The 20,135-nt window shown below is 65.2% G+C and carries 12 protein-coding genes, 1 tRNA gene and 1 pseudogene; 8 read left to right on the top strand and 6 right to left on the bottom strand.

Annotation, left to right across the window (positions count from 1 at the left end; all coding sequences use genetic code 11):
* Positions 1-38 precede the first annotated feature (38 nt).
* Positions 39-1,702, top strand: a pseudogene (locus IPM18_12905) (NAD-dependent malic enzyme).
* A 116-nt stretch (positions 1,703-1,818) separates the two neighbouring features.
* Here IPM18_12905 and recQ read toward each other — a convergent pair.
* Complete coding sequence (gene recQ, locus IPM18_12900) at positions 1,819-4,029, bottom strand: DNA helicase RecQ (protein ID MBK9120479.1); 2,211 nt, start codon at positions 4,027-4,029, stop codon at positions 1,819-1,821.
* Between recQ and IPM18_12895 the strand changes: the two genes are divergently transcribed.
* The 3 genes from IPM18_12895 (at position 3,995) to IPM18_12885 (ending at position 8,241) form a co-directional block, all read left to right on the top strand.
* Positions 3,995-5,848, top strand: coding sequence for a hypothetical protein (locus IPM18_12895; protein ID MBK9120478.1), 1,854 nt, complete (start codon positions 3,995-3,997; stop codon positions 5,846-5,848). The two genes, recQ and IPM18_12895, sit on opposite strands and share 35 nt — an antisense overlap.
* A 216-nt stretch (positions 5,849-6,064) precedes the next feature.
* The gene (locus tag IPM18_12890) at positions 6,065-7,612 is read left to right on the top strand and encodes a hypothetical protein (protein ID MBK9120477.1); all 1,548 of its coding nucleotides are present in this window, start codon (positions 6,065-6,067) and stop codon (positions 7,610-7,612) included.
* A 110-nt stretch (positions 7,613-7,722) separates the two neighbouring features.
* On the top strand, positions 7,723-8,241 hold the full coding sequence (locus tag IPM18_12885) for a hypothetical protein (protein ID MBK9120476.1): 519 nt from the start codon (positions 7,723-7,725) through the stop codon (positions 8,239-8,241).
* 234 nt (positions 8,242-8,475) lie between these two features.
* On the opposite strand, the gene IPM18_12880 is transcribed toward IPM18_12885, so the two are convergent.
* Positions 8,476-8,562: transfer RNA gene (locus IPM18_12880), tRNA-Ser, on the bottom strand.
* Positions 8,563-8,883: 321 nt separating this feature from the next.
* On the opposite strand from IPM18_12880, the gene lpxD reads away from it, so the two are divergent.
* On the top strand, positions 8,884-9,954 hold the full coding sequence (gene lpxD, locus IPM18_12875; protein MBK9120475.1) for a UDP-3-O-(3-hydroxymyristoyl)glucosamine N-acyltransferase: 1,071 nt from the start codon (positions 8,884-8,886) through the stop codon (positions 9,952-9,954).
* 51 nt (positions 9,955-10,005) lie between these two features.
* Here the strand turns inward: lpxD and IPM18_12870 are convergent, their stop codons facing one another.
* Both IPM18_12870 and IPM18_12865 read right to left on the bottom strand, forming a co-directional pair.
* Positions 10,006-10,152, bottom strand: a complete 147-nt coding sequence (locus IPM18_12870) for a hypothetical protein (protein ID MBK9120474.1) — start codon at positions 10,150-10,152, stop codon at positions 10,006-10,008.
* A 51-nt stretch (positions 10,153-10,203) separates the two neighbouring features.
* Positions 10,204-11,250, bottom strand: a complete 1,047-nt coding sequence (locus IPM18_12865) for a hypothetical protein (protein MBK9120473.1) — start codon at positions 11,248-11,250, stop codon at positions 10,204-10,206.
* Between the two features lie 276 nt (positions 11,251-11,526).
* On the opposite strand from IPM18_12865, the gene IPM18_12860 reads away from it, so the two are divergent.
* Entirely contained in the window at positions 11,527-13,143 is a 1,617-nt protein-coding gene (locus IPM18_12860; protein ID MBK9120472.1) for a hypothetical protein, read from the top strand.
* Between the two features lie 46 nt (positions 13,144-13,189).
* Here the strand turns inward: IPM18_12860 and IPM18_12855 are convergent, their stop codons facing one another.
* Positions 13,190-13,807 carry a hypothetical protein gene (locus IPM18_12855; GenBank protein MBK9120471.1) on the bottom strand — a complete coding sequence of 206 codons (618 nt, stop codon included), beginning with the start codon at positions 13,805-13,807 and terminating at the stop codon, positions 13,190-13,192.
* A gap of 117 nt (positions 13,808-13,924) precedes the next feature.
* On the opposite strand from IPM18_12855, the gene IPM18_12850 reads away from it, so the two are divergent.
* Positions 13,925-16,915 (top strand): FAD-binding protein, encoded by a 2,991-nt coding sequence (locus tag IPM18_12850; GenBank protein ID MBK9120470.1) that lies wholly within the window; start codon positions 13,925-13,927, stop codon positions 16,913-16,915.
* Between the two features lie 17 nt (positions 16,916-16,932).
* Here IPM18_12850 and IPM18_12845 read toward each other — a convergent pair whose 3' ends face one another.
* Positions 16,933-18,033 (bottom strand): potassium channel protein, encoded by a 1,101-nt coding sequence (locus tag IPM18_12845; GenBank protein MBK9120469.1) that lies wholly within the window; start codon positions 18,031-18,033, stop codon positions 16,933-16,935.
* A 163-nt stretch (positions 18,034-18,196) separates the two neighbouring features.
* On the opposite strand from IPM18_12845, the gene IPM18_12840 reads away from it, so the two are divergent.
* On the top strand, positions 18,197-20,131 hold the full coding sequence (locus IPM18_12840; protein MBK9120468.1) for a hypothetical protein: 1,935 nt from the start codon (positions 18,197-18,199) through the stop codon (positions 20,129-20,131).
* The last annotated feature ends 4 nt before the right edge of the window (positions 20,132-20,135 follow it).

Genomic DNA, 20,135 nt, shown 5'->3' with positions numbered 1-20,135 from the left:
CCACTCCATTGCCCCCCATCACGTGGAAAGAAGGTCGTATGCGTGTCACGCAGACCGGCCGCGATCTGCTGCGTAACCCGCTGCTCAACAAGGGGGCGGCCTTCCCGCCACCCGAGCGCGATGCGCTGGGCTTGCGGGGTCTGCTGCCGAGCGGCCAGTTCACCATCCAGGAGCAGGTGATGCTCGAGCTGGAACACCTGCGCGCCAAGGGGACCGACCTCGAGAAATTCATCGGCCTGGCCGCACTGCAGGACCGCAACGAGACGTTGTTCTACCGCGTGCTGGTGGAGAACATCACGGAACTGATGCCGATCGTGTACACGCCGACGGTCGGGCAGGCGTGCCAGATGTACAGCCACATCCTCCGGCAGACGCGCGGCATCTGGATCACGCCGGACGACATCGACCGCATCCCCGAGCTGCTACGGAACACCGGCCACCGCGACGTGCGACTCATCGTGGTCACGGACAATGAGCGCATCCTCGGACTCGGGGACCAGGGTGCCGGCGGCATGGGCATCCCGGTCGGAAAGATCGCACTGTACTGTGCCGGAGCGGGTATCCATCCCGCCCAGACGCTGCCGATCAGTTTGGATGTCGGCACGGACAATGCCGACCTGCTCAACGACCCGTTCTACATGGGTTGGCGCCACCGTCGCCTGCGCGGCGAAGCGTACGAGCGCGTCGTCGAGGCCTTCGTCAACGGCGTGCAGGAGGTCTTCCCCCGGGCACTCGTCCAGTGGGAGGATTTTCACAAGAACATTGCCTTCATGGTGCTGGATCGCTATCGCAAGCGGATTTGCTGCTTCAATGACGACATTCAGGGTACGGCCGGCGTGGCGCTGGCCGGGCTGTATGGCGGGCTGCGCATCACCGGCGGGAAACTGCCGGATCAGCGGATCGTCTACGCCGGGGCCGGTGCGGCGGGTGTGGGTATCGGTCGCCTGGTCGCTGGGGCGATGGCGTTGGAGTGTGAGGATCGGGCGAAGATTCACCGCGCGCAGGTTTTCCTCGACTCGCACGGGCTGGTGCATGAAGGCACGGAGATCAGCGATCCCCACAAGCGTGAATACGCCATGACGAAGGCGGAGATGAAGGACTACGGCTTTACAGGTGCCGGACCGTTCGACCTGCTTGAGGTCGTGAAGCGCGTGAAGCCCACCATCCTGCTTGGTACGACCGCCCGGGCGGGCACCTTCACAGAGGACATCGTCCGCGAAATGGCCAAGCATTGCGAACGGCCGATCATCTACGCGTTCAGCAACCCGACGTCCAAGGCGGAGTGTACACCCGCGGAGGCGATCCGCTGGACCGACGGGCGGGCGCTGGTCGCGACCGGTAGTCCCTTCGACCCGGTTGAGTACCAGGGCAAGAAGCACGTCATCGGCCAGGCAACAACGTATTCATCTTCCCGGGCGTCGGGTTGGGCACGATCCTGTCCGAGGCGAAGGAGGTGCCCGAGTCGTTCTTCATGATTGCTGCGAAGACGCTGGCAGACTGCATCACGCCGGACCGGCTCGACTGCCACGCGCTCTATCCCGAGCAGGGCCTGCTGCGCGAAGTCAGCGTGCGCATTGCAGCCAACGTGGTGCGTGAAGCGAAACGGCTCAACATCGGGCGGATGATCCCCGATGATGAAATCGACGGACTCGTGCGCAGCTCCATGTGGTTCCCCGACTACCTGGAATACACCGCGCCTTAGGACCTTCCGCTCCGCGGGTGGCCGCGACGGGTGCAGGGGGCGGGCATCGCAGCCCGCTCCTTGCGGCGTGGAACAGGCCGGCTTCAGCGATTCCGCAGGCACGGGCGGCCACGTCGCTAGGTGCTGGTTTGCCCGCGAAAGGCGGCGACCAACCGGATGACCTCGTAGGGGACACGACCGCCCAGGCGCTCGAAGATTGTGCCGAAGCGTTCGTCGCCGCCGGTTGCGAATGCCGCGGTGACGCGGGCGAACATGTCCTCATCGACCCAGGGCGAGAGCGTGGCCGGCGGCTCCTGCTCCACGAAGGCCAGCAGGTACTGCCAAGTGGTTGCGTGGGCGCGCTGGATCTCCTCAGCGACAGCGGACAGTGGCCGGCCGGCACGGAAGAGTTCGAACGCCCGCTGCTGAGCCAGACTCGGCTTGCGTCGCCTGCCGCTCACGGACAGTTCCGCCGCGGAATGAACCTTGCGGCGGGCCGAGGGTGCGGGCTGCGCAGACGCGCCGCTCGCGCCGCGCACACACTCCACGAGCTGCGCGCCGAACTCCGCCCGTTTACGCTCGCCGAGCCCGCGGATGCCCGGCAGTTGCTCGACGGTGGTGGGGCGGATCCGGGCCAGCTCGCGCAGCGTCGCATCATGCAGAATCGTAAACGCCGGAATCCCGCGTTCCCGGGCAATCTCCTTGCGCAGCGCGCGGAGCGCGTCGAACACCTTCCGGTCCACACCGGCCCACCCGTCCGCTTCGACCCGCGTTTTGCGGAGGGGTCCCGTGATCTCGCGCAGTCGCACCGGGCGCTGCCCACGCAGGACTTCCCACGAGCGGGTGTTGAGCTGGAGGACCGGATACTCTCCGGGGCTGCGTTGCACGAGACCCTGGTCGAGTAACTGGTAGATCGTCTGCCGCACCGTATCCGGCTCGTCATCCTTGAGCAGCGCGAAGGTGCTGAGCTGGTCATGACCCAGCGCTTGGACCCGCGGCGTGGCCCGGCCGGTGAGAACATCAACGAGATGCGCCACCCCAAAGCGCTCACCGACGCGCGCCACGCACGAGAGGATCTTCTGGGCTGTCACCGTCACGTCGGTCAGGCCTGCGACCTCTCCGAGGCAGACATCGCAAGCGCCACAGTTGGTGACGTCGAGCCGTTGGCCGAAATAGGCGCTTAGGGCCGCGTGACGGCACTCTCCACGGACACAGAACTGCTGCATCTCCTGGAGCAGTGCGGTCATGGCGGCGGTGACCACGGTCGGATACTCCGATTGCGCGGCGCTGCGTTTGATCAGCCCTTCCCAACGGGTGAGATCGCTGTAGTCGTAGAAGAGCACGCACTCCGCGGCGAGCCCGTCACGACCGGCCCGGCCGGTCTCCTGCTGATAATGCTCGATGGATTTGGGCATGGTGGCATGGATGACGCAGCGCACATCGCTCCGATCGATACCCATGCCGAAGGCCACGGTCGCGCTGATCACATCGAGCTCCTCACGCGCGAAGGCATCCTGCGTTGCGCGCCGTGCCTCGGCACACATGCCGGCGTGGTAATGCGCCGCACGCAGACCGCGGCCGCGGAGGTATGCGGCCATGTCCTGTGTGTCGACCCGGCTGAGGCAGTAGACGATGGCGGCCTCGCCGGCGTGCCGGGCGAGCGCACTCGCCACCTGACTGTGGATCTCGGTCTTGGGCAGAACACGGTAGATCAGGTTGGGACGGTCAAACCGGCCGACGAGCAGGGTGGGGGCGCGGAGCTGGAGCTGTTCGGCAATGTCGGCTCGGACGCGCGCTGTGGCGGTGGCGGTATAGGCGTGCAGACTCGCCTCGGGAAAGGTCGCGCGCAAGCGGGCAAGCTGGCGATACTCCTTGCGGAAGTCGTGGCCCCATTGGCTGATGCAGTGGGCCTCGTCGATGGTGAACGCGCGGACCCGGGCGCGTTCCAGCATGCCCTGGATGTATGGGTTCTGTAGCCGTTCCGGTGCGAGGAACAGCAGCCGAAGTTGGCCGGCCAGCACGGCACCCTCCACCGTTCGCAGCTCGCCGGTCGTGAGATTGCTGTGCAGCGCTGCCGCCGGGTAGCCGCAAGCTCGCAGCCCGTCGACCTGGTCCTTCATCAGCGCGATGAGCGGAGAGATGACGACGTCGAGTCGTCCGGCGAGTACGGCCGGTATCTGGTAGCAAAGGGACTTCCCGCCACCGGTTGGCATGACGACGAGCGAGTCGCGGCCATGCAGGCCCGCTGCGATGGCCTCGGCCTGGAGGGGGCGCAGGGTGTCGTAGCCCCAGTACCGCTTGAGTACATCGAGGATGGCGCGATCCGGTGGTGTGATGGGCGGCGTCATAGCTGCGCAGGGTAACCGGCTGGTGGGCGACATGAACTGCGACGGCGTGGTGAATTTCTCTGACCTGAGCGCGTTCATCTTCGCGCGCGGGCTGACGGGGACGCCGGAGGAGCGGGCGGCGGCCTTCGCGGCGGTGTACCCGAACTGTCCGTACGAGATGGGCGACGTGAACGGTGACGGGCTCGTGGATATCGCCGACCAGAGCGGCTTCATTGCCCTGATCCAGGGGACGACGGCGCCGGTGTACGACTATGCCTACGACGAGGAGAACCGGCTGGTGGCGGTGACGACGATCCAGGGCTGCCCGGTGCTGGAGATCGAGTATGATGCGCTGGGCCGGCGGGTCGGCACGCGCGACCATGGCGGCGACCCGGACCCGTGTGATGCGCAGGTTGAGATGGTGTACACGCGGCACATTCTGGCCGGCTTGACGCCCGTGGTGGAGTTCGAGGCGGACGACTACACCGGTGGGCCGGTGCCGGGGCGGGCGGACTTTGAGCTGGCCCGGGAGTTCCTGTGGGGCCCGCGCTTCCCCGAGCCGCTGGCGCTGATCGACCACACGGATGCGGGCGACGTGGCCGCGGGCACGCCGGAGGTGCTGCATTACCTGCATGACGCCCTGGGCAGCGTGGTGGCGCTGACGGTTGCGGGCGACCCGGACCATCTGGACGGCCAGGGCCAGCCCGACCCGCTCCCGCCGAAGGTGGTGGAGCGCTACGATTACGACCCCTACGGGGCGACGTACGTGTCGGTGTGGGACCCGGCGGCCGGCGGCGGGGTGGGTGCCTTCGTGCCGGCCGACCGCAGCCGCTTCGGCAACCCCTACGCCTGGACCGGCCAGCGCTGGGAGCCGGGTGTGGGGCTGTACACGTTCCCGCTGCGCGCCTATCACGTCGACCTCGGCCGCTGGCTCCAGCGCGACCCGGCCGGGTACGTGGACGGCGTGAACCTGTACGAGTACGTCGCCAGCGCGCCGTCCATGTGGCGCGATCCGCTGGGGCTTTCACGTGGTGGGCCTCGTGATCGCGGCGGGCATCATAGTCACCCCGGGAAGGACGGAGCTGCAAGGGAAGGCAAGGACACCCGCGCCATCGATGACGAGATAAAGGTCAATGAGAAGAGGATTATGGAGATCGAGAAGAAGAAACGAGCGCACCGGACGGCCGGGGAGGAGGAAGAGCTCGGTAATCTCAAGAGGCGCAACAAAATTCTCCGGCAACAGCAGAAGGCTGTGAAGCGACCGGACGGAGGTGGCAAAGCTGGGCCTAAGGGAGCGAGGGGTGCGCGTGCCATTGGCGCGGGGATCCTCGTTGGCGTCTCTGGCCAGACTGCCGAGGCACTTGATCACATGGCGACCAGCAGCGGCGCGTGCGGGCAATGGTACCGCGCCGGGGTGGCAGGTGATCACCAAACGATGGAACGTTTGCAGGACGCGTGCTATGACGAGTTGATGAATGCTGGCCTCCGTGATGCCGCTTTGTGGTTCCACAAGCACGCAACGTGGATTGCCGGACAGGTCGCCGAGCGGGCGCGGCAGAGCCGTCCCGATGACGATTGCGATGCTGCGGGTGGCAGCGATCCCTCGCCCGATACCGAGGCTGGGGCGCCGGTGGAGCCGGAAGTGTGTGACAGTGGTGAAGGGCCATCGGATGGGAATCAGGCCACATCGCCCGTTCCTTCCACCTGGCCGCCGACGCCACGCGGGCCGCAGGGGTTGGACCTGCCCATTTCTGACGGTCTACCCATTCCGACTGGTGCAACAAGATACGAGCCGAGTGGGCCCGCTCAGGGCGCTGGCCCCAACATCCTGTACAACTGATCAGTCACTGTGAGAGATATGTTGCTGCGACTCATGGGTCAACTGGCCGGGCACGCGGACCAGATCTGGGCTGCTGCAATGGCCGCTCATGGTGAGATTTTTGTCGTTGTCTCTCATGCTGCGGTCTTCGTTTGGGCCACAAACCCCCATAGAATGATCGCAGTTAGGCGCGACTTGGACGCAGGACAGTGCTCGATTGACCGTACGGGCACCAGGGTGGCAGTTGTAGAGCCCAATGGCGTGCTCACCGTGTGGGATTGGGCCCGCGATCATTCCTTCGAGGTGGGATGCGACAACGCATTGAGCCACTGCATCTTTGACACGGGGTCCGGCGCGCTGCTGGCAGCATCCGCAGAGCAGCTCTTTGAATTCGACTCGGCCAACGGCACGCTGCTGCGCAGTGTCACACATGGGCTTGAAGGCGAGGATGTGTTAGGCCTTTGTTGCATGCCGGATCGCAAGTCGATACTGCTTCACAGCAAGACGCGTATCGTGCGTTGCCACATGAGTGCGGACGGACCGAACGCAATCGTACAGTGCCCGGAATTGCTCGATTCTGGAGGGACTGTGGCCGTTGCTGCCGACAACCGCGTCTATGCGGCCGACTGGGAGGATGGGCTTAACATCTATGATGGATCGACACTCCGCTATGTGGGAAGACGGCACGTGCGCGACCTTTGGGGTGTGGCGGGATCGCCTGCTGATCGCCGCCTGCTGATCTTCACGCTTGCAGACATCCAAGAGGTCACCCTGCTCGATGGTGCGACGGAGCGGGTGATCGCGCGCTGGCCGCGCTGCAAGGCCGACATTTCAGCGCTCCATCCCGCGGAGTATCTGTTCCCATGCCTTGTGTCGACTGGCAAGTACGCGCGTGTGATCGACGAGTTCTTGAGCATGAGCGAGGTTCACATCGATACAGATCTTCTGAATGTGTCCTTTCTCCCTGACAATCGAACGCTGGTCAGCGTGGCTGTCTCGAATGAGCTGTTGTTGCATGGTCCGACCGGCGAAATCTTGAACCAGGTTGTTGTCGGCAACGCCACGATCACACGGGTCGATGCGCGTTTAGGGGCAGAACGCATCGTGGCCTGCGAGGGTGAGGGTGTGTCCATCGTGAATGCCCGTACCGCTGACTATCGCAGGATACTGGCAACGGATCTTGTCGGTGGCGATAAGAGCCTAGCAGTGATCGTGTCACCGGATCAGAGGCATCTCGCGTTGCTGTTGAGTCATCAGATTCGCGTGCTCAGCGCGAGCAACTACGACGTGTCGTGGGTTCGGGAGCTTGACGATTGCGCACTAAGTGGCTCCTCGATGTTGCTCAGGCGGCCGATCGATTGCTGGGCGTGGTTACCGGATAGTGCGGGACTTGTCGTGTGCCGCGGAACATCAGTGGCTCGGTATGATGGTGCTACGGGGGAGATCACGTCGTTGGCAGACATGCCAGAACCGGCGACGACGGTCACAGCGCCGTTGCCTCGGTTCATTGTGGTTGGCCTGGCGGGTGGACGCATCTGTCGCCTTGACCTGGCTTCGGGGCTGCTGACGGAGATAGCGCACCTGAGAGCAGGGCCTAACTACTCCGACTGTGACATCCACGGCTGCGTGTACGTGGGCGGCGTGGATCGTGCGATGCTCATCAAGGATGCGGCCGGCGACGCCCGAGTGACGTGGATACCCATCACGGATGGGAAGCGCAACGACGAGGGTACGCGGATCGTCGGAGGGAAGCCGGTGGCGCTTTGGGAGTTGTCAGACGATTGACCCTGTACCGGGTGGTATTCGGTACGGCAGGTGACGGCGAGCTTCGACGACCGCGGGCGGCCGGAGAGCGTGCTGGATGATGCGGTGCGGCCGGCGGGCGCGGCTTGGGCGTGGCCAATTTCTCCGACCTGAGCGCGTTCATCTTCGCGCGCGGGCTGACGGGGACGCCGGAGGAGCGGGCGGCGGCCTTCGCGGCGGTGTACCCGAACTGTCCGTACGAGATGGGTGACGTGAACGGTGACGGGCTCGTGGATATCGCCGACCAGAGCGGCTTCATTGCCCTGATCCAGGGGACGACGGCGCCGGTGTACGATTACGCGTACGACGAGGAGAACCGGCTGGTGGCGGTGACGACGATCCAGGGCTGCCCGGTGCTGGAGATCGAGTATGATGCGCTGGGCCGGCGGGTCGGCACGCGCGACCATGGCGGCGACCCGGACCCGTGTGATGCGCAGGTGGTGATGGTCTACACGCGGCACATCGTGGCCGGCTTCACGCCCGTGGTGGAGTTCGAGGCGGAGGATCGGCGTTCTTCCAAGTCGGCGTTGACGTGCGGGGCGGTAGCCCGAGCGGTCGAGAGGCGGCCGTCGCTTGGACGTCGTACGGACTCGCCGTGTTCGCCGCAGTAGAGGGATTACGTGCCTTCGCGCCGGTAAATTGTGATCCTGCCGATCCGTTCGACCTTCTCGCAGGCGATCTGCCCCCCGGGTGTACCGCAGCGCTGCCTGCGGTTGCCCCGTTTCATGATTGGTAGTTCCGTGGGGAGTGGGCCAGCCGAACTTATCACAACCGGCTGCCGAAATGATACGCAGCGCTGGAAACACGGTTCAATCAAGTGTTTTCGGCGCTGCGTTTCGGGGGACCGGAGAGGGTGGGATTCGAACCCACGGTACCCTCGCGGGTACACCGGTTTTCAAGACCGGCTCCTTAGGCCACTCGGACACCTCTCCCACGGTGGTCTGTGCGGTAGGTCTCCGCAGAATGAACCGACTTGTCATTCTGGGACACCCCAACCGGTGCCAGTACCCGATTCCCAGCGGCTTATGCGCCGCGGGGGAGCGAGCGTACCTTCTGGCCCGCCGTTAGTCCATGGTTGCGGATTCGAGTGTTCGCTGCGTTGCACGGCACTACTTCGAACGGTTCACGGGCTCCGGGGGCCGGTCGAGCGTACAAACTCGAGTTCTCTCGACACCTTTCACTTGGTCTCACGAATTCTTACAATCCGACCGGCGCGCGGTGCCGCGGCCAGCTCGCGCTACTTCGGAGGAACGATGCCAGCGACCCTTGGCCAACTGCATGGCGTGCTGGACCAGCACGGCTTCAAACCACTCCTCGAGGGCGATCCTGAGCGCCCCATCCGCGGTGTGGCTACGCTCGAGGACGCGCGACCTGGTGACATCTCGTTCCTATCTAACCCCAAGTATGAAAAGCACTTGGAAACAACCGCCGCAACCGCGGTTGTTCTCCGGCCGAGTGTGGCGGCTCCGCCGCACTTCGATCGCCTGCGGGTGGATGACCCCTACGGGGCGATCACGGCCCTGATCGTCACGCTGCACGGTTACCGCAAGCACCGCCCGGTGCGAGCTACGGCTGGCGAGGCATTCATCCACGCGAGCGCGCAGATCGGCGAAGGGGCGACGATCCACCCGGGGGTAACGATCGACGAGGAGGTCGTCATCGGGACAGCCGCCGTCATCTATCCGGGTTGCTATATCGGACCAAGGTGCCGCCTCGGCGAGGGCGTAGTGCTCTACCCGAATGTTGTGCTGTATGACGATACCGTGCTCGGGAACCGCGTAACGATTCATGCGAACACTGTCATCGGTGAGGATGGCCTGGGCTATGCTCCGCTGGGCGGCAAGTGGTTCAAGATCCCGCAGATCGGGTCCGTTGAAATCGAGGACGATGTTGAGATTGGGGCGAGCTGCGCTATTGACCGTGCCACGTTGGGACGAACGCGAATCGGCCGTGGCACGAAATTCAGCAACCTGATCGCAATTGGGCACGGGACGCGCATCGGCGAGGATTGCCTCTTCGTGGCCCAGACGGGATTGGCCGGGTCGGTTGAGGTGGGAAATCACGTCACGATGGCAGGGCAGGTGGGCGTTGTGGGACATATCCGGGTGGGCGACAACGCGACGATCGGTGCCAAGGCCGGTGTGACCCACAACGTCCCTGATGGAGAGACGGTGCTTGGAGCCCCCGCGATCCCGATCCATGATATGAAGCGGCAGGTGATCTATGTGCAACGTCTGCCGGAACTGAACGAGACGGTGAAGCGACTTGAGCGGCAGTTGGCAGCCCTGGAGGCGCGGCTCGCGGAGCGCGATGCAAAGGGCTAAGAGCAGGAGGAGGGTGGGGGCGCACCCAGCCGTTGCGCAATCACCCGCGAGCTAATTTCGCCGCGTGCGGGAATCGCCGTCCGGCCACCAGGGCTCGACGGAGATGCGGGCCTCATGGGGTTCTTCGTTCCGGCCAAACAGGAACGCGAAGCTGCCCATCATCAGTGCGAAACCCACGAACCACATCAGCGTGCCCACGATCAAGTTCCTTTCCGCAACGCCGTGTCCGTGCTCCTGAGTAACAACCGATTAGCGTCCTTCCCAGGTTACATTCAGCACCAGGACGCCGGGTATTCGATCGGCGGTGTCGACGAGGAACTCGACGAAACTCGCGGCCTCTCCCGCCTGACCGTAAACGGTGATGAGGTAGATGAACTGACGATCTTGTTCTTCACCGACGAGTTCAAAGCTGTTGCCGGCGACACGCGTGAAGGTCAGTGCGATTTCGGAGCGGACCTCGAAGGTGGCTGCGTACGATTCGGAGTTGCTCTGCCAGGCCTCATAATGCCCCAATCGGTAGCCGTCGCGTTCCTGCACAAAGCGCTCGGCACGCGGGGATACCTTCAGCGGCGGAGCCACCTTGACCGTGCAGGCCACGGAGTCGGTCGCCTCCGCACCTTCCGCATTCGTCACGGTGAGCTCGAACTCGTACACCGCGTCGCGCCAGTCCCACAGGTCGTCGGCTGAGAATCCCGTGACACGTGCTTTCGGTCGATCGGCTCCCTCGATCTCCAGCCAGACCGGTCCAGCCGTCTGACGCCAGGTGTAGCGGAGCCGACTGCCGGTAGCGTCGCGACTGCCGGAGCCGTCGAGCACGAGTTCCTTCCAACCGATCCAGACGACACGGTCGGCGCCGGCGCTGGCCGTGAGCGTGGCGGTTCCGGCCGAGTTCGCAGTTTCCTCCACGACCTCGTCGAGGGGGTTTGCGAGCTCGGAGGCCGGATTGTTGGAGTGTGTGGTGACCAAGGGGGTTTCACCCGTGGCCGCATTGTCCTCGGGTGTGGGTGTCTCGACCGCGTCTGCGGGTACTGCCGTATCGTTGGGTGGCGCAGGAACGGGGTCTTCTGCGGGTTCCACGGCAAGATCGGGGCTGCGCCAGTCTTCACGGGGGGTATACACATGGTCGGGCGTGGCCAAGGCGCGGCTCAGACTACGTGGCGTGGGCTCCAAGACTGTCGGGTAGTCCGCATGACGACCACCGCTACCGTGTGCGCTGGCGGACTGGGGGAGGTAGCCGCTCAACAGCATCAGTGTGACACCCAGCGAAAAGCAGATCACGAAGAGCCACGGGCGCATCGACGTACCTCCGGTCGCGGCCCACCGCGACCGCTGCTACCCCCCGCTATACCTGATCGAGTGGGTGAGCTTGCGAGAATAGGTCAATGCCGTGAAAAGGTTTGCGGGATGCGTCTGGCAGCCCGTCGGGCCCGTACGAGAGCAAGACGTCAGAGAACGGCGTGGGCGCAAGGTTTGCGCGGTACGGGCGGGCTTGCGAAGCACGGTATTCGGATATAATGCTCCACAATTTGGTCTGCACCGGGCAGTGGTACTCCCGGTGGAGGGATCTGCGGCATGGAATTCCTGCGAAACCTGTTCGAGTTTCCGCTTACGGCCGTATTCGTGACGATCGTGCTTGGTCTGGGGTTGGGGCAGCTCCAGTTCCGCAAGATTGCGCTGGGTTCTTCCGGTGTGCTGTTCGTGGCCCTCGCGATGGCGCAGTTCGGGCTGCTGAAGCCCGATTACACGGCCGAGTTGGGGCAGTTCGGGGTGGTTCTCTTTGTCTACGCCATCGGATTACAGGCCGGACCGCGCTTTGTGCAAACCCTGCGGCGCAAAGGGGCGGTTCCGCTTGTGGTCGTGCTCGGAACGGTCGGCGGTGCCGGCCTGGTGGCAGGATTCGGGGGGTACATCCTTGGCCTGCCCCGCGAGACGATTGCCGGGGTTTTTGCCGGCGCGCTGACCAGCACACCTGCGCTGGCCGCGGCGACGGAAGCAGCTGGGGTGGAGCAGGCACAACTTGTCTCGATCGCCTATGGATTGTCGTACCCCCTCGGCGTGGTGGGAGTGGTCCTCTTTGCGCAACTTGTGCCGAAGTGGCTGGCGCGCCGGCCGGCGCGCCAGGACGAACAGGCGGATACCACCCCGGGTGAGGAGGTTCGGCAGCGCTGCTTCCTTGTGCAGAACCCGGGTTGCATCGGGAAGACGCTGAGCGAGCTGCGTCTGCACGACTGGGTCAGTGCAGTCGTCTCGCGGATCGCGCGCGGCTCGGAGATCATTCCCTCGAGTCGGAATCCGAAGCTGGAGCGCGGCGACGTGGTTCTCGCCGTGGGGACGAATCACGAACTCGACCGGCTGGGCCTGTTGATCGGTCCGCCCGTGCCGGCTGAAATTGAGATGGCGGACGTTCCCAACGTGATTGTGCGTGACGTGTTCATCACCGAGCGGCGTTTTGCGGGGCGCTCCCTGCGGGCTCTGCACATCCGCAGCAAGTTCGGCGTAGTCATCACGCGTGTGCGGCGCGACGGGGTAGAGTTTGTGCCACGCGGCGAGTTCGTACTGGAAGTCGGGGACCTTGTGCGTATCGTCGGGTACGAGCACGACGTCCGCGCATTCAGCACAGAGGCCGGCATTCACGAGCGACGCCTGCATGAAACCGCGATTCCGCCGTTCGCATTCGGGCTGGTGCTCGGTCTGCTGCTCGGTTATCTGCCGTTTCCAGTGCCGGGGGGCGGCACCGTGCAATTGGGGATTGCAGGCGGCCCTCTGCTCATGGGCCTGCTGCTCGGGCACTTCGGTCGCATCGGCAAGTTTCGGGTGCATGTACCACTGGCGGGCCGTTACTTGATGCGCGAACTTGGCCTGGTGCTGTTTCTGGTTAGTGCCGGCGCAGGTGTGGGAACGGATTTGTGGCCGGTGCTACAGGCCCAGGGGCTGGGACTGCTCGTGCTGACGCTGCTGACACTCGTGACAGGTCTGGGACTGGGCGCCGGTTTGGCATACCTCGTGTGCAAGCAGACGGCGCCAAGCACGATGGGACTGACATGCGGGGCGATGACCAGCACGCCTGGCCTGGGCGCCGCGAGTGCACAATTTGAAAGTGAAGTCCCCGCGCTCTCCTATGCGGCCGTCTATCCCCTGGCGCTGGTGGCGATGACGGTGGGTGCGCAACTGATGCTGGCGTTGATGTGAGCGGGTGGCACCCGTGCCGGGGACCTGCTCAGCGTGCCAGGCCTCCTCAGGGCCGCGGTCGCTCGCAGTTCCAGCAGATGTCAAAGGTTGCAGGTGACATTTCATGGCAATGTGGGCACTGCCATTCGGTGTCACCGGCGGACTGCCGCCTCAGTTCCTGCGTGCGCAGCAGGTGTAAAACGTCGAAGTAGAACTCTGTCGGCACGGTGATATCGGTGATCGCAAGTGTTCCCCCGCCGTAGTGGTGCCGCAGCGATTTGCCCTCTTGCGTCAGGTAGGGAATCTCCTCCTCCCACAGCAGCGGCTGGAGCGCCACCAAGGTCAGGCCGTGGAGGTCAAGCGACGCAAGGCGAAACCAGACGGAACTCGGCGGCAAGGCCCGCAGGTCGAACGGGGCCGAGCAGTGGGGACAGGCATCCTCGGGGGCGCCAACCAGGGGTTCCCCGCATTGCTTGCAGTCAAGGTCAAAATCCGGCAGTGGGCGCTCGGCGCCTGTAAAGCGGGGCGGCCGCCGCCGCAGTGCGGATTGCAGTCGTGCATCTTCATCGAGCCGATGGCCGCACTCCGGGCAGCGCGGTTCACGCAGTCCGACCAGCAGGTAGCCGCAATGCGGACAGTAGAGCTGTCCCGCAATCACTCCAGGGTCGAAAGAGTCGTGTGCCATGACGCCGACATTATACGCGCGTTGCGTGGTGGTCACCGAGGGGTCGACGCTGGGGGCCTCAGCGCCGTAAAGTGTATACGGGTCCTGGCTCAGACCCGGTAGTACAGGAACACGTCGATGCACCTGCCACAGGCGGATAGCTCTGCAACTACGCACGATCCAGCCCTCCAGGACGCAGTGGCCGCACCAGAACCGGCCGGGCGGGAGCGCGGTCCGTGGCGCGCCGAACTGGCCGGGCGGCTCGCGGGTGTGTATCGCGAAGATGTCCTTACGCGTACGCTGTACGCCACCGACGCGAGCATTTACGAAATCCTGCCCGACGCGGTTGTGCAACCCAAACACATCGCCGATGTTGTAGCGACGGTCGAGGTCTGTCGCCGGTATGGTGTGCCGATCACCGCGCGCGGTGGCGGAACGGGACTCCACGGCGGTGCGGTGAACCGCGGGGTGCAGCTCGATTTCGCCCGCTTCATGAATCGCATCCTCGAAATTGATCCACAGCGACGCATCGCACGAGTCGAGCCGGGGGTCGTGCTGGACGAACTCAACGCCGAGTTGAAGCGCTACGGCCTGCATTTCGCCGCCGACGTGGCCACCAGCAGCCGCGCGACCCTCGGCGGCATGATTGCCAACAATTCCTGTGGGGCGCGCTCGATCCTCTATGGCCGCACGGTCGATCATGTGCTGGCGCTGGACATGGTGTTGTCGGACGGCTCACGGCACACCTGGGGGCGGGACGTAAACGGGGTGAATGCGCTCGCGCGACGCTGCGACGCGATGCTTGAAGAATTGCTCACCACGCACGCGGATGAGATTGCGAAGCGTTTCCCCCGGGTGCTTCGTTCCAACGGGGGTTACGCGCTCGACCGCCTACGGCGCGAGGGTGGCCGGATCACGACCGAGCGTTTGCTGTCCGGTAGCGAGGGGACGCTGGGGCTCATCGTCGGCGCCACGCTGAACCTCGAGCCGCTGCCGCGCTGCAAGGCGCTGGTGGTGCTGCATTACGCTGAACTCGCAGCCGCGTTCCATGCCGTGCCCCATATTCTTGCACACAAGCCGGCGGCGATTGAACTGGTAGACAAATACATCCTTGATGCCGCCCTCGACAATCCCGCCATGTTGCGCAAGCGCTGGTTCCTGGAGGGCGATCCCGCCGCGACGTTGACTGTCGAGTTCTACGAGGATGATCCCGCGCGGCTGGCGCGGCGGATTGCCAGGTTGCAGGAGGACGTGGCGCAACGCGGCGTCGCCTACGCCTGGCCGGTGCTGACCGACCCGGCCCAGCAGGAGGACGTGTGGGCGGTTCGCAAGGCGGGTACGGGGCTGCTCATGTCGCGCCCGGGCGACGCGCAACCCTACGACTTCATCGACGACACCTCCGTTGACCCCGCCGTGCTCGGGCCCTACATGGTGCGACTGCGGCAGTTGCTGGTGGAAGAGGGGGCCGAGCAGGCGGGTTATTATGGTCATGCGAGCGTTGGCGTGATCCACGTGCGCCCGGCTCTGAACCTGAAAACGGCGCCCGATGTGGAGCGGCTGCGGCGGATTTCCGAACGCGTCGCGCGGCTGGTCGTTGAATACGGTGGCGCGATTACCGGCGAGCATGGTGATGGCATCGTACGGTCGGAGTGGCTGGCAAAGCAGTATGGCCCGAAGATCAGCGCGGCATTCCAGCGGATCAAGCAGACGTTCGACCCGGAGAACCTGTTCAACCCGGGTAAGATCGTCGCCCCGCTGCCGATGGACGGGACGCTGCGCTATGGCGCCGGATATCGCACGGAGCAGCCGCCGACACTGCTGGATTTCAGTGCGCACGGTGGGATCGCCGACCTGGCGGAGATGTGCAGCGGTCTGGGGGTCTGTCGCCAGCGCCTGGTAGGCACCATGTGCCCATCCTACATGGCGACCGGCGATGAGCGGCACACCACGCGGGCGCGGGCGAACGCACTGCGCGCCGCGCTGTCGAATAAGGGCCTGCTCAACGGGTTGGACGACCCGGCCCTGGACGAGGTCATGGATCTGTGTCTGAGCTGCAAGGCCTGCAAGACCGAGTGCCCGACCGGGACCGACATGACCAAGCTCAAGGCGGAATGGCTCCATCACCGCCATGAGCGCAGCGGTGGTCCACCGGTGCGCAGCCGTCTCATCGCGGCCTCGGTCGACCTGGCCCGCTGGGGCAGCCACTTCGCACCGCTCAGCAACTGGGTGCTCCAGTCCCGCGTCACGCGTGTGATCATGGAGCACCTGTTCGGACTCGATCGCCGCGTCCCGCCGCCGCGTTTTGCGCACCCCACCTTTCGCGAGTGGTTCGAACGGCACACCTGGGAGCGGCTTGGGAGCAAACGCCATCAGGCCGAGCCGACTCCTGCGGCGACCGATCGCAAGGTGATCTACTTCGTCGATACCTGGACCAATTTCTACCAGCCGGGCGTGGGCCGCGCAGCGGTGCGGGTGCTCGAGGCGCTCGGGTACGAAGTCCTCGTGCTGCCGACCCAGTGCTGTGGCCGACCGCTGCTGAGCAAAGGGCTGTTGTCGGCGGCGAAGGATCTCGCCGGTGCGAATACGGCCGTACTCGGGCCGCTGGCGGAGCGCGGACTGCACATTGTCGGGACCGAGCCGAGCTGCATTTCGGCGCTGACCGATGAATTGCCGGAACTGGTGCGCACAGCGACGGCGCGGCGCATCGCGGCACAGGCGCAGGACATCGAAACGTTCGTGGCTGCGGAGTTGCGGGCGCGGCCGGACGCGCTGCATTTCCGGCCAGATGCGCCGAACCTGCTGTACCACGGGCACTGTCACCAGAAGGCGCTCACCGGCACGGTGGATGCTGTGGCGCTGCTGCAGGCGTGTACCGGCGGGCGGGCCCGCGAGATCAACAGCGGCTGTTGCGGCATGGCGGGCTCATTCGGCCACGAATTAGAGCACTACGAAGTTGCGCGGGCGGTCGGGGAGCAGCGGCTGTTTCCGGCTGTGCGGGGGCGCGGCGACGCGGAGATCGCGATCTCGGGCTTCAGTTGCCGGCACCAGATCGAGCATCATACCGAAGTGCGACCGCGGCACGTGATCGAGTACGTCGCGGATGCGCTCGCCGTAAAGGATGCAACCTAGCGGGACCGTGCGGCCGGTCACGTACTTGCGGCGGCAGCAGCCAGTCCCTGCACTTCGTCCGCCAGGTTGCGCAGCCGATCGAATGTGCCCTGCACCAGCAATTGATCGCCCGCCGCGATCACGGTATCCGGGCCGGGCATGATGTGTGGAGTCGAGCCCGGTGCACTGCGCTCCACCACGACAACACCGTAGGTCCGCATGAGTTCCGCCACGTTGTGACCAGCGAGTGGACCGCCAGCATGGGCTCGCCAGCGCTGAATGACGACCAGCTCCTGCCCGATGACCGTGCTGCTGACGATGGAACTCTCCAGGGCCGCCATCACGAAGGCCGGGGCGGACATGGCCGACTGGGACATGGCCACCTGCAAGTTGAAACCGCCCCGGATCTTGTCGGCCATGTTCTGATCGAACATCCGCAATACGACGCGGATGCCAGGTTGGATGCGGCGCGCGTCGAGGGCGATCTCGAGGTTCGCGAGGTCGTCGTTGGTAGCGACGATGATGCTGCGGGCGGCCGCGGCGTGGGCGTCGACCAGCAGGGCCTCTCGGCGGGCGTCGCCGATCAGCAGGGGCGTGCCGTCACGGCGCAATTCGTCGAGAAACTGGTTGTCGCCATTGCGCTCGATGACGACGACCGGCGCGCCAAGCTGACGCAGCAGGCGATAAGCGCGGTAACCGAGCTTCCCCAGCCCGACCAGGATGATGTGATTGCGAAGTGCGGCAGCCATGACCTTGCACCAGCTCCGTTCGTGGCGACGACGGTCGCGCAGGATAAAAGCGAAATCCACGAGCCCTTCGAGGATCACCAACAGGCCGAGGACCGGGATGATGAAGAAGAGCGACTGAAGGACGACGTGATCGGGGAACTCCTCAGGCGGCTCGCCGAACACCAGCGACCAGGTGAAGTACATCGCCTTGGGCAAGGAAAGGTCGCGCGCCGGATCGAGGTACTTGAAAAGGAGCCCACCCGTCAGCAGGATGCCAATCATCACCGCGAAACGCACGCGAAAGTGCACGAGAATCACCCGGAAGAAGCACCATTCGCGCCAGAGGTGCACCAGGGCCGGGGGGGTGCTGCGGACGCGAACGCGCAGGTTCTCGTAGTCGGCCTGGGGCATCACCACTCCCGTGACAACTGGCAACAGTGTCTGCGGACGGCTGCGCCGCGGCAAGCCGCCACCTGGGGATTCACTGCTAAGCGCCCGCGCCGTCGTGCCGTGGCATGCGTACAATGCCCGGCCGGTGCCTTTTGGGTCCGGTCGAACTCAACAAGGAGGATCGGTGAGCACACAACCGGAGCACGAACCCCGGTCCGGTGGCACGGCCGCGGCCTGGCTGGGGGAGAAGCGCGCTGGGCTCGCGGCCGAACTGGCAGTGGCAAGCGGGCGGGAAGGGCGCTGGGCGTGGGTACGCCTGGCGGTTTTCACACTCGCGCTGGTGCCGTGGTTTGTCTTCACGGGTGAACGGCTCCTGTGGGCCCCCGTAGCTTCAGCGCTGGTGCTGGTGGGGTTTGTGCTGACCGTGCGACGACACCTGTTCGAACTGGCCATCCGGGATGCGGCCCAGCGGCGGCTCGACACCGTGGACGAGGCGCTGCAGCGAGCCGGAGGGGCGGTCGTCTGCCTGCGTGATTGGCGCCGGCCGGAGGATGCCCCGGAACTGGCGCAGCTCCCGGTGCTCCTGCCGCGCGGAGAAGTCTGGGCGCTGACGGACCAGGAGCGTGACGATCTCGACCTGTTTGCGCCGCCGGTTGGAATCTTCGGGCTGCTCAACCGCACCTCGACGCGCCTGGGGGCGCTGCGTTTGCGGGATTTGGTCGAGCAGCCGTCCATCGATGCGGCATGGATCCGGAAGCGTCAGACGCTGGTGCGCGTGCTGGCCGAACAGCGTGCGGCGCGACTTGAACTCATGGCGGGTCTGCGGATGCTGCGGGACGAGGATGCCCGGCTGGCGCGCCTGATTGCCGCTCTCGCACAGGCCCCGGCATCACCGACCGGTCCGGCACCGACGTGGTTGCGTGCCTGGGGTTGGCTCAGCGGCTTGCTGATTGTCGTGTTGTCCATTCTCGGTTTCCAAGGTGTCGGGCCGACGTTGGCAGCGCTGCTGGTACTTACCTTGGTGAATGCGGCCTTGCTTGCCCGTTACCGGCCGGCGATTGTGGCGTTTCTCGCGCCGTGGACTGACACGGCCTGGGCAGCGCGTGCGGTGCTGGGGGCCGCCCGGGCCGCGGGCGCCGCCCCCCCCGAGATAGAAGAACTCGCGGACCTGGGGACGGCCTGTCGGCGCGCCACCGTGCCCCAGGCCCTCCCGTTCCTGGTGCGGCGCGTCCAGTACACGGAGCGCGGCGGACCGCTCTGGCTGCTGCTGAATCTCGCATTGCTGGCGGACGTGCATGTGGCAGCCGGCGTGGCCAGAGCCACGGGGCCACGCCGCGCTGAACTGCTCACGGCCATCGCGGCTCTCGCGGAGCTCGATGCGTTGTGTGCGCAGGCGGCTTTCGCGGATGAGCAGCCCGCCAATTGCTGGCCCGAGTTGGCCACTGCTGCGGCACTCGAAATTCGTGGAGGACGACACCCGCTCGTGGCCCCGGAACGGATTGTGGCAAACGACGCCCACCTGGCTGCCGCTGGACAGCGGGTGTGGGTGATCACCGGTTCAAACATGGCAGGCAAGAGCACGTTCCTGCGGATGGTGGGTGTCAATGTGGTGCTTGCGCAGAGTGGCGGCGCCGTGTCGGCCGAGGCGCTGACCTGGTCCCCGCTGCGGCTCATTACCGATCTGCGGGCGCGTGACAGTCTCGCCGCAGCGGAGAGCTACTTTCTCGCGGAGGTGCGGCATCTTCGGCGGATGATTCATCCGCCCAAGGGTGCCATCCCGCTGCTTGGCCTGATCGACGAGCCCTTCCGCGGGACCAATTCGCAGGACCAATCCGCCGCCAGTGTGGCCGTGCTGGAGCATCTGTTGGCGTCGGGACAGATGTTTCTACTTGCGACACACGATCGAAACCTGACACGCCTGGCCGATGGTGTCACGGTGGTGAACTTCCATTTCCGCGAGAATCTCGGCGAAAGCGGCATGGTTTTCGACTATCGCCTGCACGCGGGCCCGGCGCGCACGAGAAACGCACTGCGTATTCTGGAGCTGGAGGGTTATCCGGAGCCGCTGGTGGCCCGCGCGCACCGCTGGTTACGCGAAGAAGGGCTGGAGGACATCTAACGCG

This window comes from Phycisphaerales bacterium, from assembly GCA_016716475.1.
Classification (GTDB): domain Bacteria; phylum Planctomycetota; class Phycisphaerae; order UBA1845; family Fen-1342; genus JADJWG01.
This window is presented reverse-complemented; position numbering and strand designations above follow the sequence as displayed.